Genomic DNA, 18,318 nt, shown 5'->3' with positions numbered 1-18,318 from the left:
CATACATTAGGAGGCGCGCGCCGGTCTGACAAGGGTCGAGGTGCGACGGTCACGCCCCGGGGTCCGCGAAGCGCACCGGGAGCGACGTCGGCCCGAGGTGGCTCCCGCCGCGCAGGCCGCTCCAGGTCGGCGGGCCGTCCGCGCGCAGCGGCGGGTGCTCGCGCAGCACCTCCAGCAGGACCGTCAGCTCGGCCCGGGCCAGCGCCGCCCCGGGGCACAGGTGGATGCCCCAGCCGAACGCCAGGTGCCCGCGCAGGTCGCGGTCCGGGTCGAAGCGGTCCGGGTCGGGGAACCGCTGCGGGTCGCGGTTCGCCGCCGCGATGGCCAGCAGCACCGTCTCGCCCTCGTCGAGCGCCGTGCCGGCGAGGTCGACCGGGCAGGTGGTGCGCCGGGCCGCGCCCTGCGCCGGGCTGCGCAGCCGCAGCACCTCCTCGACGCACCGCGGTGCGAGCGCCGGGTCGGCGCGCAGCCGGTCCTGCAGGTCCGGGTGCTCGACCAGCACGTGGACCAGCGCGCCCGCGGAGTTCATCGTCGTCTCGTGCCCGGCGACGGCGAACGTCGCGAGGATCCCGGCCTGCTCGTCCGGCCGGATCGGACGGCCGTCGACCTCGGCGTCGAGCAGCGCGGTGACGACGTCGTCGGCCCGGTGCGCGCGGTGCTCCGCGATCTCCTGGTGCATGAGGTCGTAGACGCGCCGCTCCATCGCGGGGAAGTCGACGGTCGCGCCGCCGGTGGCGAGGCCCGTCCACATCTCCTCGGTGAGCTCGCGGAACTGCCGGACCGTCTCCGCCGAGAACCCGACGACCTCGGTGAGCACCTGCAGCGGGAGCGGCAGCGCGACCTCGCGGACGAGGTCGCCGCCACCGCGCGCCGCGAACGGACCGACGAGGTCGCGGACGGTCCGCTCGAGGAACGGCCGGAGCCTGCGGACGGCGGCGGGCGAGAGCGCCTCGGTCATCAGCTTCCGGTACGCGGTGTGCAGGGGCGGGTCGACGTCGATCGGGATGGCCCGCTGGGTCCCGTTGGTCGGCACGCGGTGGCCGTGCGCCGAGGAGTAGGTCCCGGCGTCGCGCAGGGCAGCGCGGACGTCGTCGAAGCCCGTGACCAGCCAGAAGCCGCCCCGGTGCTCGGACCGGACGACCGGCCCGGCGGCGCGGGCGGCGGCGTAGGCGTCCCACACCGAGGGCTCGGTCAGCGCGGGGTCGTAGGGGTCGAAGTCGATCCCGCCGCCCACGGTGTCGCTCACGGTGTCGCTCCCGGTGTCGCTCCTTGCGCGGAGGGGGCCGGGTCGAGCAGCGCCGCTCCGGCGTCGAGCAGCGCGCGCACGCGCGGGACGCCGTCGGCGGAGAGCGGGAGCAGCGGGGGCCGCACCGCCGCGGAGGCCAGCCGGCCGCGACCGTGCAGCACCCACTTCGCCGGGGCCGGGTTGGTCTCGACGAACAGCAGGTCGACGAGCGGGTGCAGGGCGTAGTGCAGCTCCCGGGCCGTCTCGTGGTCGCCGGCCTCCCACGCCTCGTACATCCGGGCGACGGCCCGGGGCGCGAGGTTGGTGACCGCGCTGACGAACCCGGCCCCGCCCAGCGCGAGCAGGGGTAGCCCGAGCAGCTCGATCCCCGACCACACCAGCAGGTCGCGCCCGCACAGGTGCAGCACCCGTGAGAAGTGCTCGAAGTCCTTCGTCGTCTCCTTGATCCCGACGATGTTGTCGTGCTCGCGGAACAGCCGCGCCACGGTCTCCGGCTCGACGTCCACGGCGGTGCGCGACGGCACGTTGTAGATCACGATCGGCAGGTCCGGGAACTCCCGGGCGATCGTGCCGTACCAGGTGCGCAGCGCCTCCTGCGTGGGCCGCGCGTAGTACGGCGTGATCACCAGGGCGGCGTCGGCACCGGCGTCGCGCGCCGCCGCGGTCAGCTCGAGCGTCTCGTCGAGCTTCGCCGAGCCGGTCCCGGGCACGAACGGCACGGCGTCGTCGACCTCGGCGGCGACCGCACGCATCGCCGCGATCCGCTCCGCCACCGTCTGCGAGGAGGGCTCCCCCGTCGAGCCGCCGATCGAGATCCCGTGCGACCCCGACGCCAGCTGCCACCGGACCAGGCCGCGCAGCGACTCCAGGTCGAGGGCGCCGTCGTCGGCGAACGGGGTGATCACCGGGGCGATCGAGCCGCGGATCCTGGCCGGGTCGCTGCGGAACTTCACGACGCACCTCCTACGAGGAGACGGGCGACGGCAAGGTCCGACAGACCCATCCCCATCCCCTTGAACACGGTGCAGCGGGGGCGGTCGGGACGGACCGCCTTCCCCGCGACGAGGTCGGCGAGCGTGCGGACCGCTCCCCAGTCGTCACCGGGCGGCACGCCGAAGTGCTCGCGCAGCTCCCGCGAGCCCCGGCGGGCGTTCGGCTCGCTGTCGACGACGGTGAGCGCGGCCTCGTCGAGCAGCGCCGGGTCGAACTCCGCCTGGTGGGGCAGGATCGCGCCGACGGCGTTGAGGTGCGCGCCCGGGGCCAGGTGCCCGATCCGGAGGAAGGGCTCGTCGGCCCGCGTGACCAGGGTGACGATCGGCGCGTCGCGGGTGGCGTCGGCCACCGTCGGCGCGACGACGGCCTCCAGGTGCAGCGCGTCGCGCACCTGCGCGGTCAGCTCGTGCGCCCGGTCGGCGGTGCGGTTCCACAGCCGCACGCGCCGCAGGGGCCGCACCGCCGCGACGGCCTCCACCTGCCGCAGCGCCTGGCGCCCGGCGCCGAGCACCGCGAGCTCGTCGGCGCCGGGGTCGGCCAGCAGGCGGGTCGCGACGCCCGACGCGGCGGCCGTGCGCAGCGCCCCGGCCGCGCCGGCCTCGGCGACGCCGAGCGACGCGCCGTCGGACGCGGTGAACAGCGTCATCAGCGCGCTCGCCCCCGCCGGCGTGTTCACCCAGGTCTTGAACACGGCGAGGTCGGACTCCCGGTCGACGGCGCCGAGCGCGTGGGCGCTGCCCCGGGCCGGGCCGACCGGCCAGGCCGTCATGGTCTTGTCGAGGTTCCACGCGGCCCCGGCGGCCTCGTGCGCGAGCACCCGCTCCAGGGAGTCGATCACCTGCGGCAGCGCGACCGTCGAGCGGACGTCGGCGTCGGTCCAGGTCCTCATCGTCGTCATCGGAGCGACCCCGCCGTCCGTGCCAGCGCGGGGACGACCTCGTCCACCACGCCATGGCGCAGCACGCCCACACCGGACACCTCGACCTCGAGGTCGTCGCCCGGCCTCAGGAACCGCGGCGGTTCCATCCGGAACCCGATGCCCCGCGGGGTGCCGGTGGCGATGAGGTCGCCCGGGCGCAGCGGGGTGAAGGTGCTGACGTAGGCGACGAGCTCGGCGAACGGGAAGGTCAGCCGGTCGGTCGTGTCGTCCTGCACCACCGCGCCGTTGAGCCGGGTGGTGACGCGCAGCGAACCGGTGCCGAGCTCGTCGAGCGTCGTCACCCAGGGGCCGGCCGCGCCGCTGGCGGGCCAGTTCTTCCCCGCGGTGGCCTGGTTCGAGTGCAGCTGCCACGAGCGGACGCTGTTCTCGGCCAGGCAGGTGACGCCGGTGACGTGCGCCAGGGCGTCGCCCGCGGGGATCCGCCGGCCCGCGCGGCCGACGACCAGCGCGGCCTCGCCCTCCCAGTCCAGCGAGTCCTCCCCCGCGGGCCGCACGACCGCGCCGCCCGCACCGACGAGCGTGTCGCCGAAGCGGGTGAACAGCGTCGGGTGGGTGGGGGCGTCGGGTGCGCGGTCGGACTCCGTGGCGTGCGCGGGGTAGTTGAAGCCCACGCACACGATCTTCGGGTGGTCGCCCAGCGGCGGCAGCCACTCCAGGTCCGCGGTCGGGACGCGCGGGTCGTCGTCGCGCGGGGACACGGGCGCGGCGAGCACCTGCTCGAAGGACGCGACGCGGTGGTCGAGGCGCGCGACCCGGTCCCCCTCGACCACGCCGAACCCCGTGCCGCCCGCCGTGCGGAAGCGCGCGAGCCTCATGCCGTCACCAGCGCCGCGGGGGCCGCGACGGGCGCGCGCAGTCCGGCGCGCTCCAGGCGGGGCAGCACGTCGCGGGTGAAGTCGGCGATCCCGGCGTCGTAGTCGACCCAGGTCAGCAGCGCCCCGTCGACGCCTGTGGAGCTGAGCATCTCCAGGCGCCCGGCGATGGTCTCCGGGGTGCCCACGAGCGGGAAGCCGCCGGCACCCGCGGCGAACCGCTGCCGCATCGCCCGGGCGACGTCGGGCGGCATCAGCTGCGCGTTCGCCCCCTGCAGGCGCATCCAGGCGTCGACGCTCTCGGTGTCCTCGTGCTCCACCGAGAAGCGGTGCAGGTAGGCGTCCGCCTCGGCCTGCGTGTCCCGCTGCACGACGACCGTGTGGGTCCAGACCGCGATCTCGCGCCCGAACTCCTCGCGCGCCATCCGCTTGTAGCCCTGCACCTGCTCGCGCACCGCCGACTCCTCCTCGGAGTGCACGATCAGGAAGCAGAGGTCGGCGTGCTCGGCGGCGAAGCGCATGCCGCGCGGCGACCCGCCGGCGTTCATGATCGGGATGCGGCGCTGCACCGGCTTGGGCTGGGAGACCCCGCCGACGACGTCGAAGAAGCGGCCGTGGAAGTCGAACTCGTCGGTCTCGGTCCAGAGCCTGCGGATCACCTGCAGCCACTCGTCGAGGTGGTCGTAGCGCTCGTCGTGCTCGCGCAGCGGGGCGCCGAACATCTCCAGCTCCGGCCGGTTCCAGCCGCCCACCACGTTGAGGGCGAACCGTCCGCCGGAGATGTGGTCGACCGTCGCCGCCTGCTTGGCCGCGACGATCGGGTGCAGCGTGGGCGCGTGCGAGGTGGCGAAGACGCCGATCCGCTCGGTCGCGGCGGCGATGCCGGCGGCCCAGGTGAACGGGTCCATCACGCAGCCGGTCTTGTGGTCGGCCCGGTTCTCCGGGTAGCCCTTCCAGCGGGCGAACGGCACGACGGCCTCGAACCCCGCGCGGTCCGCAGCGCGCGCGGTCCGCAGGGAGAGGTCCCAGGACGTCTCGGGGGCCTCCGGGACCAGGGTCTGCGACGCGCCCGGGCCGTTGGTGCAGAACAGTCCGAGCTTCAGCGGGTTGTCGCCTGCCAGGGGATTCATCGCCAGACCTCCTCGTCCGTGGTGGTGGCACAGACGCTAGGGAGGGTCAGCCCATAAGACCAGTACGAGTACCGAGATGAACCGATCAGACGTTTGCTATGGAACCGGTCGGCGCGCGAGGGGCGCGGACACGACTCCGCCACCGCCGGAAGCCGGCGGTGGCGGAGGAGGGGCGGTCCGGTCGAGCCGGGGCGGTGCGGGGCTCACAGCTGCCGGTAGACCTCGTTGACCGTCTCCTGCAGATCCGGGCCGTACGGGTTGGCGTCGCCCAGCCAGGCGTTGCCGCCGGTCGTCACGCGGTCGTGGTCGCCGTCGAAGTCCAGGTCGTCGTACACCCGGTCGACGCGGCCGTCGGAGTTCGTGTCGACCGCGGTGACGTCCGCCGTGAAGTCGTCGTCGCCGGGGCTGTTGTCGAAGTAGGCCTGGTCGTCGCGGGTGTCGCCGTCGGTGTCGATCAGCCACGCGTCGGTCTCGCCGTCGCGGTTCTCGTCGACGAGGGTGGTCTCCTCGTAGCCGTCGCCGTCGTGGTCCTCGAGGGTGACGATGCTGCCGTCGCTGGTGTAGTAGATGTCCGACATCGGAGTGCTCCTTCAGGTGTGGGGATGCTGCCTTCCTGTCCTGTAGGAGTCCCGGCGGCGGCGTCGGGTTACACCGGACGCGCAGGTCAGGCGGCCGTAGCGATCCGCCGCGCCAGGGCCCGCAGCGGCGGGCCGGGGTCGGCCAGGCAGCGCGCGAGGTCGGGCTCGACGTCGCTGAGCACGTGCACCGACCCCAGGCCGGCGGCCCGCGCCCGGTCCGGGGCGAGGGAGGACCGGCCGCAGACCGCGACCACCGGGACCCCGGCCGCGCGGGCGGCCCGCGCCACCCCGGCCGGGGCCTTTCCGTGCAGGGTCTGCTCGTCCAGCGCGCCCTCGCCCGTGATCACCAGCGCCGCCCCGGCGAGCAGCGGGCCGAACCCGACGAGCTCCAGGACGACCTCGATGCCCGGGCGCCGCTCCGCCCCGAGGACGGCCAGGGCGGCGAAGCCGACGCCGCCGGCGGCGCCCGACCCGGGACGGCGGGCCGCGTCCGGTCCGACGACCGACGCCCACCGCGCCAGCGCCGCCTCCAGCGCGGCGACCTCGCCGGGCCGCGCGCCCTTCTGCGGCCCGTAGACCGCAGCGGCCCCGGTCGGCCCGAGCAGCGGGTTGTCGACGTCGCAGGCCAGCACGACCCGGGTGGCGGCCAGGCGCCGGTCGAGCCCGGTGAGGTCGACGCGGGCCAGCCGCGCGAGCGCCGCGCCGCCGTCGGGCAGCGGTGCGCCGTCGGCGTCGAGCAGGCGGGCGCCCAGCGCGGCGAGCATCCCCGCCCCGCCGTCGGTGCACGCGCTGCCCCCGACCCCGAGCACGACGGTGCCGGCCCCGGCGTCCAGCGCCGCCGTGACGAGCTCCCCGGTGCCGCGGCTGCTCGCGCGCAGCGGGTCCGGGCCCGCGGGCAGCTGCGCGAGGCCCGACGCCGCCGCCAGCTCGACGACCGCCGTGCCGTGCCGCACCGCGATCCCGGCCCGCACCGGGCGTCCGGTGGGCCCGGACACCGTGACCGCCACCGGGCGGAACCCGGCCGCGACCGCCGCGTCGCGCGTCCCCTCTCCGCCGTCGGCGACGGGCAGCTCGACGGCGTGCCGCCCCGCGGCCCGGACGCCGGCGGCGAGGTGGGCCGCCACCTGCGCCGCCGTCGCCGAGCCCTTGAACTTGTCGGGCGCGACGAGGACGTGCCCGGTCACGCCCCTCCACCCAGCGGCGTCGTCGCCGTCGGGGCGTGCGCCGCGGTCGTCGCCAGCTCCTCGAACTCGGTGACGGCGTCGATCTCGGTGCCCATGCTGATGTTGGTGACCTGCTCCAGCACGACCTCGACGACCACCGGGACGCGGTGGACCGCCATCAGCTCGCGGGCGCGGGCGAACGCGGCGGCGAGGTCGCGCGGGTCGGTGACCCGCAGCGCCTTGCAGCCCAGGCCCTCGGCGACCTTGACGTGGTCGACGCCGTACTTGCCCAGCTCCGGGGAGTTGACGTTGTCGAATCCGAGCTGCACGCAGTAGTCCATCCCGAACCCGCGCTGCGCCTGCCGGATCAGCCCGAGGTAGGAGTTGTTCACGACGACGTGCAGGTAGGGCAGGTTGAACTGCGCGCCGACCGCCAGCTCCTCGATCATGAACTGGAAGTCGTAGTCGCCCGACAGCGCCACGACCAGGCCGTCGGGCTCGGCGACGCACACGCCGAGCGCGGCGGGCGCGGTCCAGCCCAGCGGCCCGGCCTGCCCGCAGTTGACCCAGTGCCGCGGACGCTGCACGTGCAGGAACTGGGCGCCGGCGATCTGCGAGAGCCCGATCGTGGAGACGTAGCGGGTGTCGGGGCCGAACGCGCGGTTCATCTCCTCGTACACCCGCTGCGGCTTCACCGGGATGTCGTCGAAGTGGGTGCGGCGCTGCATCGTGCCCTTGCGCTCGGCGCACTCGCGCACCCAGGCGTCGCGCGCCGGGAGGGCGCGGTCCCGGGCGGCGGCCAGGAGCTGGCGCAGGAACGCGCCCGCGTCGGAGACGACGCCGTAGTCGGGGGCGAACACGCGCCCGATCTGCGTGGGCTCGATGTCGACGTGGACGAACGTGCGGCCGGCCCGGTAGACGTCGAGGCCGCCGGTGTGGCGGTTGGCCCAGCGGTTGCCGATGCCGAGCACGAGGTCCGACGCCAGCAGCGTCGCGTTGCCGTAGCGGTGCGAGGTCTGCAGCCCGGCCATGCCCGCCATCAGCGGGTGGTCGTCGGGGATCGCGCCCCAGCCCATGAGCGTCGGGACGACGGGGACGTCGAGCAGCTCGGCGAGCTCGACGAGCTCCGCGCACGCGTCGGCGTTGACGATGCCGCCGCCCGCGACGATCAGCGGGCGCTCCGCCGCCGCGAGCAGGTCCAGCACCTTCTCCGCCTGGGCGCGCGTGGCGGCGGGCCGGTGCACGGGCAGCGGCTCGTAGGTGTCGACGTCGAAGTCGATCTCGGCGAGCTGGACGTCGATCGGCAGGTCGAGCAGGACCGGGCCGGGCCTCCCCGAGCGCATCAGGTGGAACGCCTGGGCGAACGCGCCCGGGACCTGGCCGGGCTCGCGGACCGTCATCGCCAGCTTCGTGACCGGCGCGGCGATCGCGGCGATGTCGACGGCCTGGAAGTCCTCCTTGTGCAGCCGCGCGACCGGCGCCTGCCCGGTGATCGCCAGGATCGGGATGGAGTCGGCCGAGGCCGAGTACAGCCCGGTGATCATGTCGGTGCCCGCGGGGCCGGAGGTGCCGACGCAGACGCCGATGTTGCCGGCCCTCGCCCGGGTGTAGCCCTCGGCCATGTGCGAGGCGCCCTCGACGTGGCGGGCGAGGACGTGCGTCAGGCCGTCACCGGTGGCGACGGCGTCCTGCCGCATCGCGTCGTAGAACGGGTTGATCGCGGCGCCGGGCAGGCCGAAGACGTGCGTCACGCCCTCCTTGCGCAGGATGGCGACGGCGGCGTCGATGGCGCGCATGCGGGTCATGAGGGGTTCCTTCCGGACAGGGACTCGACCTGCAGCAGCAGCGCGCTGTGGTCGAGGCCGCCGTGGCCCTGGGCGCGCAGGGACGCGACCAGCTGGGCGACGTGCGCCCCGAGCGGGATGGCGACGCCGGCCTCGCGGGCGGCGGCGGTGACGATGCCGAGGTCCTTGTGGTGCAGGTCGATCCGGAAGCCGGGCGCGAAGGTGCGGGCCCGCATCCCGGCGGCCTTGCGGTCGAGCACGGTGCTCCCGGCGAGGCCTCCCGCGAGCACCTCGACAGCGGCGCCCGTGTCGACGCCGTGCGCCTCCAGGAACACCAGCGCCTCGGCGACGAGCTGGATGTTGCCGGCGACGATCAGCTGGTTCGCGGCCTTGACCGTCTGACCCGCCCCGGCCGGGCCGACGTGCACGACGGTGCCGCCGACGACGTCGAGGTAGGGGCGGGCGGCCTCGACGTCGGCCGCGTCGCCGCCGACCATGATCGAGAGCGTGCCCTCGACCGCGCCGGCCTCGCCGCCGCTGACCGGGGCGTCGACGACGCGGACGCCGTGCTCGGCGCCGGCGGCGGCGACCCGGCGGGCGACGTCGGGCCGGATGGTGGAGCAGTCGATGTGCAGGGTGCCGGGCTTGACGTTCGGGTAGACCTCGGCGACCAGCGCCTCGACGTCCGGGCTGTCCGGGACCATCGTGATCACGACCTCGGCGTCGCGCACGGCGTCGGCGGTGTCGGTGGCGGCCCGGCCGCCCGCGGCGACGAGCCGGTCGACGGCGGGCCGCGAGAGGTTGTGGCCGACGACGTCGTGGCCCGCGGCGACGAGGTGGGCCGCCATCGGGCCCCCCATGATGCCGAGGCCGATGAACGCGATGGTGGTCATGAGGTGAGCTCCCTGGTGTGCGAGGGCGCCAGCCAGTCGAACGCGGCGGCGCTGGTCGTGGTGGGCGCGTACTCCAGCCCGACGTGGCCGGTGTAGCCGGCGTCGGTGAGGGCGTCGAGGTGGCGGCGCAGGTCGAGCGAGCCGGTGCCGGGCTCGTGGCGGCCGGGGGCGTCGGCGATCTGGACGTGGCCGATCCGGGCGGCGAGCGCGGGCAGGGCGTCGAGGTCCTCACCGTTCACCGCGAGGTGGTAGAGGTCGGCGAGCAGGGCGAGGTTCGGCTCCCCCACCCGGTCGGCCACGGCCAGCGCGTCGGCGGCGGTGCGCAGCGGGTAGCGCTCGGCGCCCGACAGCGGCTCCAGCACCACGGTGGCGCCGATCCGCGCCGCCGCTCCCGCGGCGTGGGCGAGGTTGGCGTCGGCGACGTCGTCCTGGCCGGCGGCGCCCTCGACCCGGTTGCCGTAGAGGGCGTTGAACACGCGGGTGCCCAGGCGCTCGCCGAGGCCGACGGCCACGGCGACGGAGTCGCGGAACCCGGCCTCCCGGCCGGGCCACGACACGAGGCCGCGGTCGCCGGCGGGCATGTCGCCTGCGGCGAAGTTGAGGCCGGTGAGCCGCACCCCCGCGTCCTCGACGGCGGAGGCGAACTCGTCGACCTCGGCGTCGGTGGGTGCGGTGGTCGGGAAGGGCCACCAGAACTCGACGGCGTCGAAGCCGGCGGCGGCGGCCGCGGCGGGGCGCTGCAGCAGGGGCAGCTCGGTGAACAGGATGGAGCAGTTGACGGCGTAGTGGATCGCCATGGGGGCCTCCAGGGGCGTGCGGGAGTTGCAGGAAAGCCACGTTGCTGCCATCAGAGGGCGGGAAAGTGGCTTTCCTGCAATGAGGGGGATGGGACGGCGGCGGGCTAGCGCGCGGCGGTCCAGCGGCGCTCGAGCTCCGCCCGGCCCGCGGTGGTGGGCGTGCCGTGCAGCCGCAGGCGGGCCATGCCGCCGTCGGGGAAGACGTCCAGCCGTACCCGGTCGACGGGCGGCGGGTCGGCGAGCACGAAGCGGTGGCGGGTGTCGGGCCGCAACGGCGTGCGCGGCAGGAGGTCGACCCACTCCCCCTCGCCCGCCCGGCCCCGCAGGCTCGCCCAGCCCGGGGCGTTGTGCAGGAACCAGCTCGTGTCCAGCTCCGCCACGGCGACGGCGCCCTCCGCGGCCAGCGCGACCTCCACGAAGTCGTTGCCGTCGTCGCGGCGCCGTGCGGTCTCCCAGCCCTCGCCCATCGAGCGGGCCGGGCCGGGCAGCAGCAGGTTGTTCGGCGAGCTGTAGAAGAGGTTGGAGCAGCCGGTGACGACGCCGCCGTGCTCCAGCGCCGCGAGGTCGACGGTGCCGAGCGCGTCGAGCAGCGCCGGGTCGGGCAGCGCCTGGCCGTGCACGCGCAGTCGGGCGACGCCCCCGTCGGGGTGGATCCGCAGCCGGACGTGCGTGACCCGGCGGGTGCTGCGCACGGCGAAGTCGTTCTCGGTGTCGCCCTTGACCGCGGTGCGCCCCACGAGGGTGTGCCAGCCGTCGGCGGCGAGCAGCTCCCCGACCGACGGGTGGCCGTCCAGCGCGATCCCCTCGACCGACACCTCCGGCGGGTAGTTGCCGGTGAACCACGACGTGTCGACGACGACACCCCGCACGATCCCGGGCGCGCCGAGCCGCACGACCGCCTCGTCGTGGCCGGGCTCGCGGCGGCGGCGGGTCTCCCAGCCGTCGTAGACCTTGCCCTTGGGGCCGAACGTGCTCGGGTCGAACACGGCCGGGCCCGGCGTGATCAGGTTCTCGCGGACGGCGAACGCCTCGTCGTTGGCGTGCACGACGGCGCCGCCGAGGTTCCGGACGGCCAGGTCGGGCAGCGCCCGGAAGTCGATGTCGATCATGGTCCTTGCTCTCCTCGGGTCAGCAGCCGGCCACGGGGATCGTCCCCGTCGACCGGGTGGCCGCGCAGCCAGGTGGCGCGCACGACCCCGTGCAGCTCGCGCCCGGCGTAGGGGGTGAGCGGGCTGCGGTGGTGCAGCTCCCCCACCGTGAACGTCCCGTCCGGGGCGAGCACGGCCAGGTCGGCGTCGCAGCCGGCGGCGATGCGGCCCTTGCGGCCCAGCCCCACCAGCGCGGCCGGGCGCTCGGCCATCCACCGCACCACCTCGGCCAGGGAGTGGCCGCGGCGGCGCGCCTCGGTCCACACCACGGGCAGCCCCAGCTGCAGCGACGCGATGCCGCCCCACGCCTGCCCGAAGTCGCCCGTCTCCAGGCTCTTCAGGTCGGGCGTGCACGGCGAGTGGTCGCTCACGACCATGTCGATCGTGCCGTCGGCCAGGCCGGCCCACAGCGCGTCGCGGTTGTCCTCGCCGCGCACGGGCGGGCAGCACTTGAAGCGCGTGTCGCCGTCGGGCACCTCCTCGGCGGTGAGCGCGAGGTAGTGCGGGCAGGTCTCGACGCTCACCCGCACCCCGGCGGCCCGCGCCGCCGCGAGCTCGGGCAGCGCGCCCGCCGAGGACAGGTGCACCACGTGCACCCGCGCCCCGGTCGCCGCGGCCGCGCGAAGCAGTCCCGCGATCGCCGAGTCCTCCGACGCGGCCGGGCGGGAGGCCACGAAGTCGGCGTAGCGCCGCCCGTGCGCCGCCGTCACCAGGTCCCCGTCCTCCGCGTGCGCGATGAGCAGCCCGTCGAACGACGCGACCTCCCGCAGCGCGGGTTCCGGGTCGAGCAGCGGCGGGAACTCCGGGACGCCGCTGTCGATGAGGAAGCACTTGACGCCGAACACGCCGGCCTCGTGCAGCGCGCGCAGCCCGCCCGCGTTGCCCGGCACCGCGCCGCCCCAGAACCCGACGTCGACGCTGCACTGCCCGTCGGCGGCCTTGCGCTTGACCTCCAGCGCGGCCACGTCGACGGTCGGCGGCAGCGAGTTCAGCGGCATGTCGACGATCGTGGTGACGCCGCCCGCCGCGGCCGCGCGGGTCGCGGTGGCGAAGCCCTCCCACTCGGTGCGGCCGGGCTCGTTGACGTGGACGTGCGTGTCGACCAGCCCCGGGAGCAGCACCTCGTCGGCGCCGAGCAGCACGTCGCGGGCGCCGCCCACGTCGGTCTCCTTCGGCAGGACGGCGACGATCCGCTCCCCCTCGACGACGACCGCCGCGGGCCGCTCCGCCCCGTCGACGACGACGCGGTCGGCGCGGAACACGGTGATCATGTCGCCACCGCGGGAGGAAGCACGTCGGCGGTGATCACGACGCCTCCGCGGGAGGAAGCACGTCGGCGGTGATCACGACGCCTCCCGGTACGCCCGCCAGCTCGCCAGTGCCGAGATGTCGGTCAGCTGCGGGAGCCCGGCGCACTCCCGCCGCAGCACCATCGCCAGCGACCCGGACCCGTCGGCCAGCTCGACCACGCCGAGCTCCAGGCCGTCGGGCTCGCCGGGCAGCAGCACCTCGCGCAGCTGCGCGTAGGACAGCTCGTAGACCTCGCCCTCGACCGCCGCCCCGCCGGACCCCACGTCCTCCAGGGCCGGGTAGCGCCCGCCGACGGCGTGGAAGCGGTAGCGCGGCGCGGTCGTCGTGGCCGCGACCAGCGGCGCCCCGCCGACGAGGTGGTGCTCGGCCCCGCCGGCCATGGCGGTGCCGTTGAGGAACATGCGCGGCATCCTCACGCACCTCCCTCGGCGTCGTCCGGTCCGTCGACGATGTGCTCCGGCCGCACCGGCACGCGGCGCAGCGCCTTGCCCGTCGCCGCGCGGATCGCCGCCGCGACGGCCGGGCCCGAGCTGATCGTCGGGGGCTCGCCGACGCCGCGGACGCCGTAGGGCGCGTGCGGGTCGGCGTACTCGAGCACCGCGACCTGCATCGGCGGCATGTCCAGGATCGTCGGGATCAGGTAGTCGGTGAACGACGGGTTGCGGACCTTCCCGTCGGTCACGACGATCTCCTCCATCAGCGCCAGGCCCATGCCCTGGGCGCTGCCGCCCTGGATCTGGCCGATCACGGCGTCGGGGTTGATCGCCCGGCCCACGTCCTGCGCGGTGTCCAGCGCGACGACCTTCACCAGCCCCAGCTCCACGTCGACGTCGACGACGGCGCGGTGCGCCGAGAACGCGTACTGCACGTGCGCGTCGCCCTGGCCGGTCTCCGGGTCGATCTCCTGGGTGGGCCGGTGGCGCCACTCCACGGTCTCCTCCACGGCCCCGTCGCCGAGCACCTCGGCCAGCGACACGACCACCTCGCCGTGCGCGGAGACGATCTTGTCGCCCTCCAGTCGGCAGTCCGGGACGCCGACGCGGGCCAGCACCGACGCGCGCACGGCCTCACAGGCCGCCTTGACCGCCCCGCCGGTGACGTAGGTCTGCCGCGACGCCGACGTCGAGCCGCCGGAGCCGACGGTCGTGTCCGCCGGTGTCACGACGACCCGGTCGACGCCCAGCTCCGTGCGGCAGATCTGCTGCTCGACGGTGATCAGGCCCTGCCCGACCTCGGCCGCCGCCGTGTGCACGGTGACGACCGGCTCCCCGCCGGTCATCTCCAGGCGCACGCGCGCGGTCGAGTAGTCGTCGAAGCCCTCGGAGAACCCGACGTTCTTGTAGGTGACGGCGTACCCGACGCCGCGCACGACGCCCTCACCGTGCGTGGTGTTGGAGACACCGCCGGGCAGCTCGCGGATGTCGGCGCCGTCCTCGCGCGGGGCCGGCAGCGGCATGTCCCGCACGATCCGGATGAGCTCGGCCACCGGAGCCGCGGAGTCGATCAGCTGCCCGGTGATGTTGTGGTCGCCCTCGCGCATCCCGTTCAGCGCGCGGATCTCGACGCGGTCGACGCCCACGCGGTCGGCGAGCTCGTCCATCAGCGCCTCGTGCGCGAACGCGGCCTGCACGCAGCCGAAGCCGCGCATCGCCCCGCACGGCGGGTTGTTCGTGTAGACCCCGCGGGCGTCGACGCGCACGCTCGGGATCCGGTACGGGCCCAGGCCCAGCGTGCCACCGTTGCCGACGACCGCACCCGTCGAGGACGCGTACGCGCCACCGTCGAACAGGATGTCGGCGCTGGCGTAGACGAGCGTGCCGTCGGTCTCGGCGCCGAACTCGTAGCGCAGCCACGCGGGGTGGCGGTGGACGTGGCCGTAGAACGACTCGTCGCGGGCGTAGCTCATCTTCACCGGCTTGCCGGTGCGCAGCGCGAGCAGGCAGGCGTGGACGTGGATCGAGAGGTCCTCGCGCCCGCCGAACGCCCCGCCGACGCCGGCCAGGGTCAGCCGCACCTTCTCCGGCGGCAGCCCGAGCACGCGGCAGATCTGGCCCTGGTCGACGTGCAGCCACTGGGTGGCCACGAACAGGTCGACGCCGCCGTCGGCCGCGGGCACGGCGAGCCCGGACTCCGGACCCAGGAACGCCTGGTCCTGCATGCCGACCTCGAAGTCCAGCGCGACCACGACGGGCGCGGTCGGGGCCGGGTCGCCGCGGCGGATCTGCATCTTGCGGACGAGGTTGCCGCCCTCGTGCCCCTCGTGGACGACCGGTGCGTCGTCGTCGAGCGCGCGCCGGGGGTCGGTGACGGCGGGCAGGACCTCGTAGTCGACGACGATCCGCTTCGCGGCGCGCCGGGCGGTCTCGGGGTGGTCGGCCGCGACCAGCGCCACCGGCTCGCCCTCGTAGCGGACCACGTCCGTGGCCAGCGCGGGGGTGTCGAGGTGCTCGAGCCCGACGGCGTTGTGGCCGGGCACGTCATCGGCGGTGAGCACGGCGGACACGCCGGGCACGGCGAGCGCCGCGGTCACGTCGATGCCCAGGATGCGTGCGTGCGGGTGCGGGCTGCGCAGCGTCACGCCCCACACCATGTCGTCGTGCCACAGGTCCGAGGCGTAGGCGAACTCGCCGGTGACCTTGAGGGTCGCGTCGGGGCGCAGCGGGCTGTCGCCGATGCGGCCGGTGCCCGCGGTGGTCGTCTGCGTGGTCGTCCTCTGGCTGGTCGTCATGACGCCTTCTCCAACAGGGTGCGGTGGACGCGCAGGCACTCGCGGGCGAGCGCGTCGGTGTCGACGGTCCGGACGCGGCCGCGCTCGACGACCGGGCGGCCGTCCACGAGCAGCAGCTCCAGGGGCGGCGGCGAGCCGAGGACCAGCGCGGCGACGGGGTCGGCGACGTCGACGTGGCCGAGGCCGTCGAGGCGCCAGAGGGCGAGGTCGGCGAGTTTGCCGACCTCGATCGAGCCGATGTCGTCGGCGCGGCCGAGCACCGCGGCGCCGCCCATCGTGCCGAGCTCCAGGGCGTCGCGGACGGTCAGCGCGGTCGGGCCGCCCACCGCGCGGGCGAACAGCACGGCGTGCCGCAGCTCCTCGAGCAGGCTGCCGGCCTCGTTGCTGGCGGCGCCGTCGACGCCGAGCCCGACGCGGGCGCCGGCGTCGCGCAGGTCGCGGGTGCGGGCGATCCCGGCGCCGAGCCGGGCGTTGGACGAGGGGCAGTGCGCCACGCCGGTGGCGGTGTCGCCGATCCGCTTCACGGCGGCGTCGTCGAGGTGGATCGCGTGGGCGAACCACACGTCGTCGCCGGTCCAGCCCAGCCCCTCGACGTACTCCAGGGGCGAGCAGCCGAAGCGCTCGCGGCAGAAGTCCTCCTCGTCGAGGGTCTCGGCGAGGTGGGTGTGCATCGCGACGCCGAGCTCGCGGGCCAGCACCGCCGACTCGCGCATGAGGTCGCCGGTCACCGAGAACGGCGAGCACGGGGCGAGCGCGACGCGCAGCATCGAGCCCGGCGACGGGTCGTGCCAGCGCGCGACGGCGTCGGCCGACGCGGCCAGGATCGCCTCCGTCGACTCGACGACGTGGTCGGGCGGCAGGCCGCCGTCGCGCTGCCCGAGGTCCATCGAGCCGCGGGTCGTGTGGAAGCGCAGCCCGACCTCCTGCGCCGCGCGGATCTCGGCGCCCAGGACGTCGCCGCCCTCGCGGGGGAAGACGTAGTGGTGGTCGCTGCTGGTGGTGCAGCCGGTGAGCGCGAGCTGGGCCAGCGCGCCGCTCGCGCCGACGTGGACCGCGTCCTCGTCGATGCCCGCCCACACCGGGTAGAGGGTGGTGAGCCACTCGAAGAGCGTGGAGTCGACGGCCAGGCCGCGGGTGACCCACTGGTAGAGGTGGTTGTGGGTGTTGACGAAGCCGGGGGTGAGCAGGCAGCCGCGGCCGTCCACCCGTGCGTGCGAACCGTGGCCCTGGCCACGATCGCCGCTCACGAGGGGGGCCGGGCCGGGGCCGACCGCGGTGATCCGGTTGCCCTCCACCACCACGTGCCCGTCGGGGAACTCCTCGCCGGTCACCGTGACGACGTGGGCGCCTTCGATGCTCACTCCGTCGGTGGTCACTGCTCCGTCCTCTCCGAGGCCAGGCGCACCGCGTCCAGGATCTTCTCGTAGCCCGTGCAGCGGCAGAGGTTGCCGGCCAGGGCCTCGCGGATCTCCGGGTCGCTCGGCGCGGGGTTGCGCTCCAGCAGGTCGTGGGTGGAGACGATCAGGCCGGGCGTGCAGAAGCCGCACTGCACCGCGCCGCACTCGACGAAGGCCTGCTGCACCGGGTGCAGCTCCTCGTCGGCGAGGCCCTCGACCGTCGTGACCTCGCGGCCCTGCGCCTGGCCGGCCGCGACCAGGCACGAGCAGACCGGAGTGCCGTCGAGGTAGACGGTGCAGGAGCCGCACTCCCCCTGCTCGCAGGCGTTCTTCGAGCCGGGCAGGCCCATCCGCTCGCGCAGCGCGTAGAGCAGGCTCTCGCCCTCCCACACGTCGTCGACGTCGTGCCGGTTCCCGTTGACGGTCAGCGAGATCCTCATGCGGCGCTCCTGTAGTCGGTCCAGGCCCACGTGGCCGCGCGTCGCGCCATCACGGACAGGGTGTGCAGGCGGTACGCGGCGGTGCCGCGCACGTCGTCGATCGGGGCGGCGGCGTCGCGCACCCGGCGGCCGAACTCGACGGCGAGGCCCTCGGGCAGCTCGCCGCGCGACTCCCACAGCCCGCCGGCCTCCAGCTCGCCCGCCAGGAACTCCGCGGCCGCGGTGGCGCGGCGCGGGGTCGGGGCGGCGCTGCCGATGCCGGTGCCGACCGCGCGGCGGTCGGGGTGCAGCGCGATGCCGAACGCCGACACCGCGATCACCATCGCGTTGCGGGTGCCGATCTTGCAGAACTGCTGCGGGCCCGCCGGCGGCGTGATGCGCACGGCGGCGATGAGCTCGTCGGGCGCGAGCGCGTTGCGCTTGACGCCGGTGAAGAACTCCGCGACCGGGATCGTCCGCGTGCCGCGCACCGACGCCACCTCGACGTCGGCGTCGGCGGCCAGCAGCGCCGGGTGGCTGTCGCCGGCGGGCGAGGCGGCGCCGAGGTTGCCCCCGACGGTGCCGCGGTTGCGGATCTGCGGGGACCCGACCGTCCGCGCCGCCATCGCCAGGCCGGGCAGCGTCGCACCGAGCTCGGTGATGACCCGGGAGTAGGTGACGCCCGCGCCCAGCCGGATGCGGCCGCCGTCGGGCGCCCACTCCCGCAGCTCGGGGACGCGGGTGAGGTCGAGGAGGGCGGGCGGCCTGCGGTGGTCGAAGTTGATCTCGACCATGACGTCGGTGCCGCCCGCGACGGGCAGCGCGTCGGGGTGCTCCGCCTTGGCCGCGAGGGCCTCGGCCCAGGTGGTGGGCGCCAGGAAGTCCATGGGTAGCAGTACAGCGCCGTGCGGTCTCGGCGAGAAGTCGCCGCCGTGACGAAACAGCGACCGCACAGCCTCCCGGAGTTGTACGTTCCTCC

17 protein-coding genes are annotated in these 18,318 nt (G+C 75.2%); all 17 read right to left on the bottom strand.

Annotation, left to right across the window (positions count from 1 at the left end; translation table 11 throughout):
• Positions 1-49 precede the first annotated feature (49 nt).
• Positions 50-1,246: a cytochrome P450 gene (locus tag HOP40_RS22250; RefSeq protein WP_172161627.1), complete on the bottom strand. Its 1,197-nt coding sequence runs from the start codon at positions 1,244-1,246 to the stop codon at positions 50-52.
• Positions 1,243-2,199, bottom strand: coding sequence for a 4-hydroxy-tetrahydrodipicolinate synthase (dapA, locus tag HOP40_RS22245; protein WP_172161625.1), 957 nt, complete (start codon positions 2,197-2,199; stop codon positions 1,243-1,245). The genes HOP40_RS22250 and dapA overlap by 4 nt, the downstream gene beginning before the upstream one ends.
• Positions 2,196-3,128: an ornithine cyclodeaminase family protein gene (locus HOP40_RS22240; RefSeq protein WP_172161623.1), complete on the bottom strand. Its 933-nt coding sequence runs from the start codon at positions 3,126-3,128 to the stop codon at positions 2,196-2,198. The genes dapA and HOP40_RS22240 overlap by 4 nt, the downstream gene beginning before the upstream one ends.
• A 5-nt stretch (positions 3,129-3,133) precedes the next feature.
• A complete protein-coding gene (locus HOP40_RS22235; protein ID WP_172161621.1) occupies positions 3,134-3,994 on the bottom strand; it encodes a fumarylacetoacetate hydrolase family protein in 861 nt (286 codons plus the stop codon).
• On the bottom strand, positions 3,991-5,121 hold the full coding sequence (locus HOP40_RS22230) for an LLM class flavin-dependent oxidoreductase (RefSeq protein ID WP_172161619.1): 1,131 nt from the start codon (positions 5,119-5,121) through the stop codon (positions 3,991-3,993). The genes HOP40_RS22235 and HOP40_RS22230 overlap by 4 nt, the downstream gene beginning before the upstream one ends.
• 203 nt (positions 5,122-5,324) lie before the next feature.
• Complete coding sequence (locus HOP40_RS22225; RefSeq protein WP_172161617.1) at positions 5,325-5,699, bottom strand: hypothetical protein; 375 nt, start codon at positions 5,697-5,699, stop codon at positions 5,325-5,327.
• Between the two features lie 86 nt (positions 5,700-5,785).
• The gene (locus HOP40_RS22220; protein WP_172161615.1) at positions 5,786-6,883 is read right to left on the bottom strand and encodes a glycerate kinase; all 1,098 of its coding nucleotides are present in this window, start codon (positions 6,881-6,883) and stop codon (positions 5,786-5,788) included.
• Complete coding sequence (gene gcl / locus HOP40_RS22215) at positions 6,880-8,667, bottom strand: glyoxylate carboligase (protein WP_172161613.1); 1,788 nt, start codon at positions 8,665-8,667, stop codon at positions 6,880-6,882. The genes HOP40_RS22220 and gcl overlap by 4 nt, the downstream gene beginning before the upstream one ends.
• Entirely contained in the window at positions 8,664-9,539 is an 876-nt protein-coding gene (locus HOP40_RS22210) for a 2-hydroxy-3-oxopropionate reductase (RefSeq protein WP_172161611.1), read from the bottom strand. The genes gcl and HOP40_RS22210 overlap by 4 nt, the downstream gene beginning before the upstream one ends.
• Positions 9,536-10,336: a hydroxypyruvate isomerase family protein gene (locus tag HOP40_RS22205; protein WP_172161609.1), complete on the bottom strand. Its 801-nt coding sequence runs from the start codon at positions 10,334-10,336 to the stop codon at positions 9,536-9,538. The genes HOP40_RS22210 and HOP40_RS22205 overlap by 4 nt, the downstream gene beginning before the upstream one ends.
• Before the next feature lie 104 nt (positions 10,337-10,440).
• Positions 10,441-11,445 carry an allantoicase gene (gene alc / locus HOP40_RS22200; protein ID WP_172161607.1) on the bottom strand — a complete coding sequence of 335 codons (1,005 nt, stop codon included), beginning with the start codon at positions 11,443-11,445 and terminating at the stop codon, positions 10,441-10,443.
• Positions 11,442-12,755 carry an allantoinase AllB gene (allB, locus tag HOP40_RS22195; RefSeq protein WP_172161605.1) on the bottom strand — a complete coding sequence of 438 codons (1,314 nt, stop codon included), beginning with the start codon at positions 12,753-12,755 and terminating at the stop codon, positions 11,442-11,444. The genes alc and allB overlap by 4 nt, the downstream gene beginning before the upstream one ends.
• Before the next feature lie 72 nt (positions 12,756-12,827).
• The gene (locus HOP40_RS22190; RefSeq protein WP_172161603.1) at positions 12,828-13,205 is read right to left on the bottom strand and encodes an allophanate hydrolase-related protein; all 378 of its coding nucleotides are present in this window, start codon (positions 13,203-13,205) and stop codon (positions 12,828-12,830) included.
• Positions 13,206-13,207: 2 nt separating this feature from the next.
• Positions 13,208-15,523 carry a xanthine dehydrogenase subunit D gene (pucD, locus tag HOP40_RS22185; protein WP_172161601.1) on the bottom strand — a complete coding sequence of 772 codons (2,316 nt, stop codon included), beginning with the start codon at positions 15,521-15,523 and terminating at the stop codon, positions 13,208-13,210.
• Complete coding sequence (locus HOP40_RS22180; RefSeq protein WP_240157206.1) at positions 15,520-16,899, bottom strand: 8-oxoguanine deaminase; 1,380 nt, start codon at positions 16,897-16,899, stop codon at positions 15,520-15,522. The genes pucD and HOP40_RS22180 overlap by 4 nt, the downstream gene beginning before the upstream one ends.
• A complete protein-coding gene (locus tag HOP40_RS22175; protein WP_172161599.1) occupies positions 16,896-17,360 on the bottom strand; it encodes a (2Fe-2S)-binding protein in 465 nt (154 codons plus the stop codon). Before HOP40_RS22175 ends, HOP40_RS22180 begins: the two co-directional genes overlap by 4 nt.
• Entirely contained in the window at positions 17,357-18,226 is an 870-nt protein-coding gene (locus HOP40_RS22170) for an FAD binding domain-containing protein (protein WP_172161597.1), read from the bottom strand. The genes HOP40_RS22175 and HOP40_RS22170 overlap by 4 nt, the downstream gene beginning before the upstream one ends.
• Positions 18,227-18,318 lie beyond the last annotated feature (92 nt).

The organism is Pseudonocardia broussonetiae, from assembly GCF_013155125.1.
Lineage (GTDB): Bacteria > Actinomycetota > Actinomycetes > Mycobacteriales > Pseudonocardiaceae > Pseudonocardia > Pseudonocardia broussonetiae.
The sequence above is the reverse complement of the archived record's forward strand: the minus strand, read 5'-3'. Positions and strand labels throughout refer to the sequence as shown.

What these genes read in the sequence shown, in the direction of transcription:
- allB (WP_172161605.1), bottom strand. Translation starts at nt 12,755, where the DNA reads ATGATCACCGTGTTCCGCGCCGACCGCGTCGTCGTCGACGGGGCGGAG.
- alc (WP_172161607.1), bottom strand. Translation starts at nt 11,445, where the DNA reads ATGATCGACATCGACTTCCGGGCGCTGCCCGACCTGGCCGTCCGGAAC.
- HOP40_RS22170 (WP_172161597.1), bottom strand. Translation starts at nt 18,226, where the DNA reads ATGGACTTCCTGGCGCCCACCACCTGGGCCGAGGCCCTCGCGGCCAAG.
- HOP40_RS22210 (WP_172161611.1), bottom strand. Translation starts at nt 9,539, where the DNA reads ATGACCACCATCGCGTTCATCGGCCTCGGCATCATGGGGGGCCCGATG.
- HOP40_RS22205 (WP_172161609.1), bottom strand. Translation starts at nt 10,336, where the DNA reads ATGGCGATCCACTACGCCGTCAACTGCTCCATCCTGTTCACCGAGCTG.
- HOP40_RS22225 (WP_172161617.1), bottom strand. Translation starts at nt 5,699, where the DNA reads ATGTCGGACATCTACTACACCAGCGACGGCAGCATCGTCACCCTCGAG.
- HOP40_RS22230 (WP_172161619.1), bottom strand. Translation starts at nt 5,121, where the DNA reads ATGAATCCCCTGGCAGGCGACAACCCGCTGAAGCTCGGACTGTTCTGC.
- pucD (WP_172161601.1), bottom strand. Translation starts at nt 15,523, where the DNA reads ATGACGACCAGCCAGAGGACGACCACGCAGACGACCACCGCGGGCACC.
- HOP40_RS22240 (WP_172161623.1), bottom strand. Translation starts at nt 3,128, where the DNA reads ATGAGGACCTGGACCGACGCCGACGTCCGCTCGACGGTCGCGCTGCCG.
- HOP40_RS22235 (WP_172161621.1), bottom strand. Translation starts at nt 3,994, where the DNA reads ATGAGGCTCGCGCGCTTCCGCACGGCGGGCGGCACGGGGTTCGGCGTG.
- HOP40_RS22190 (WP_172161603.1), bottom strand. Translation starts at nt 13,205, where the DNA reads ATGCCGCGCATGTTCCTCAACGGCACCGCCATGGCCGGCGGGGCCGAG.
- HOP40_RS22175 (WP_172161599.1), bottom strand. Translation starts at nt 17,360, where the DNA reads ATGAGGATCTCGCTGACCGTCAACGGGAACCGGCACGACGTCGACGAC.
- gcl (WP_172161613.1), bottom strand. Translation starts at nt 8,667, where the DNA reads ATGACCCGCATGCGCGCCATCGACGCCGCCGTCGCCATCCTGCGCAAG.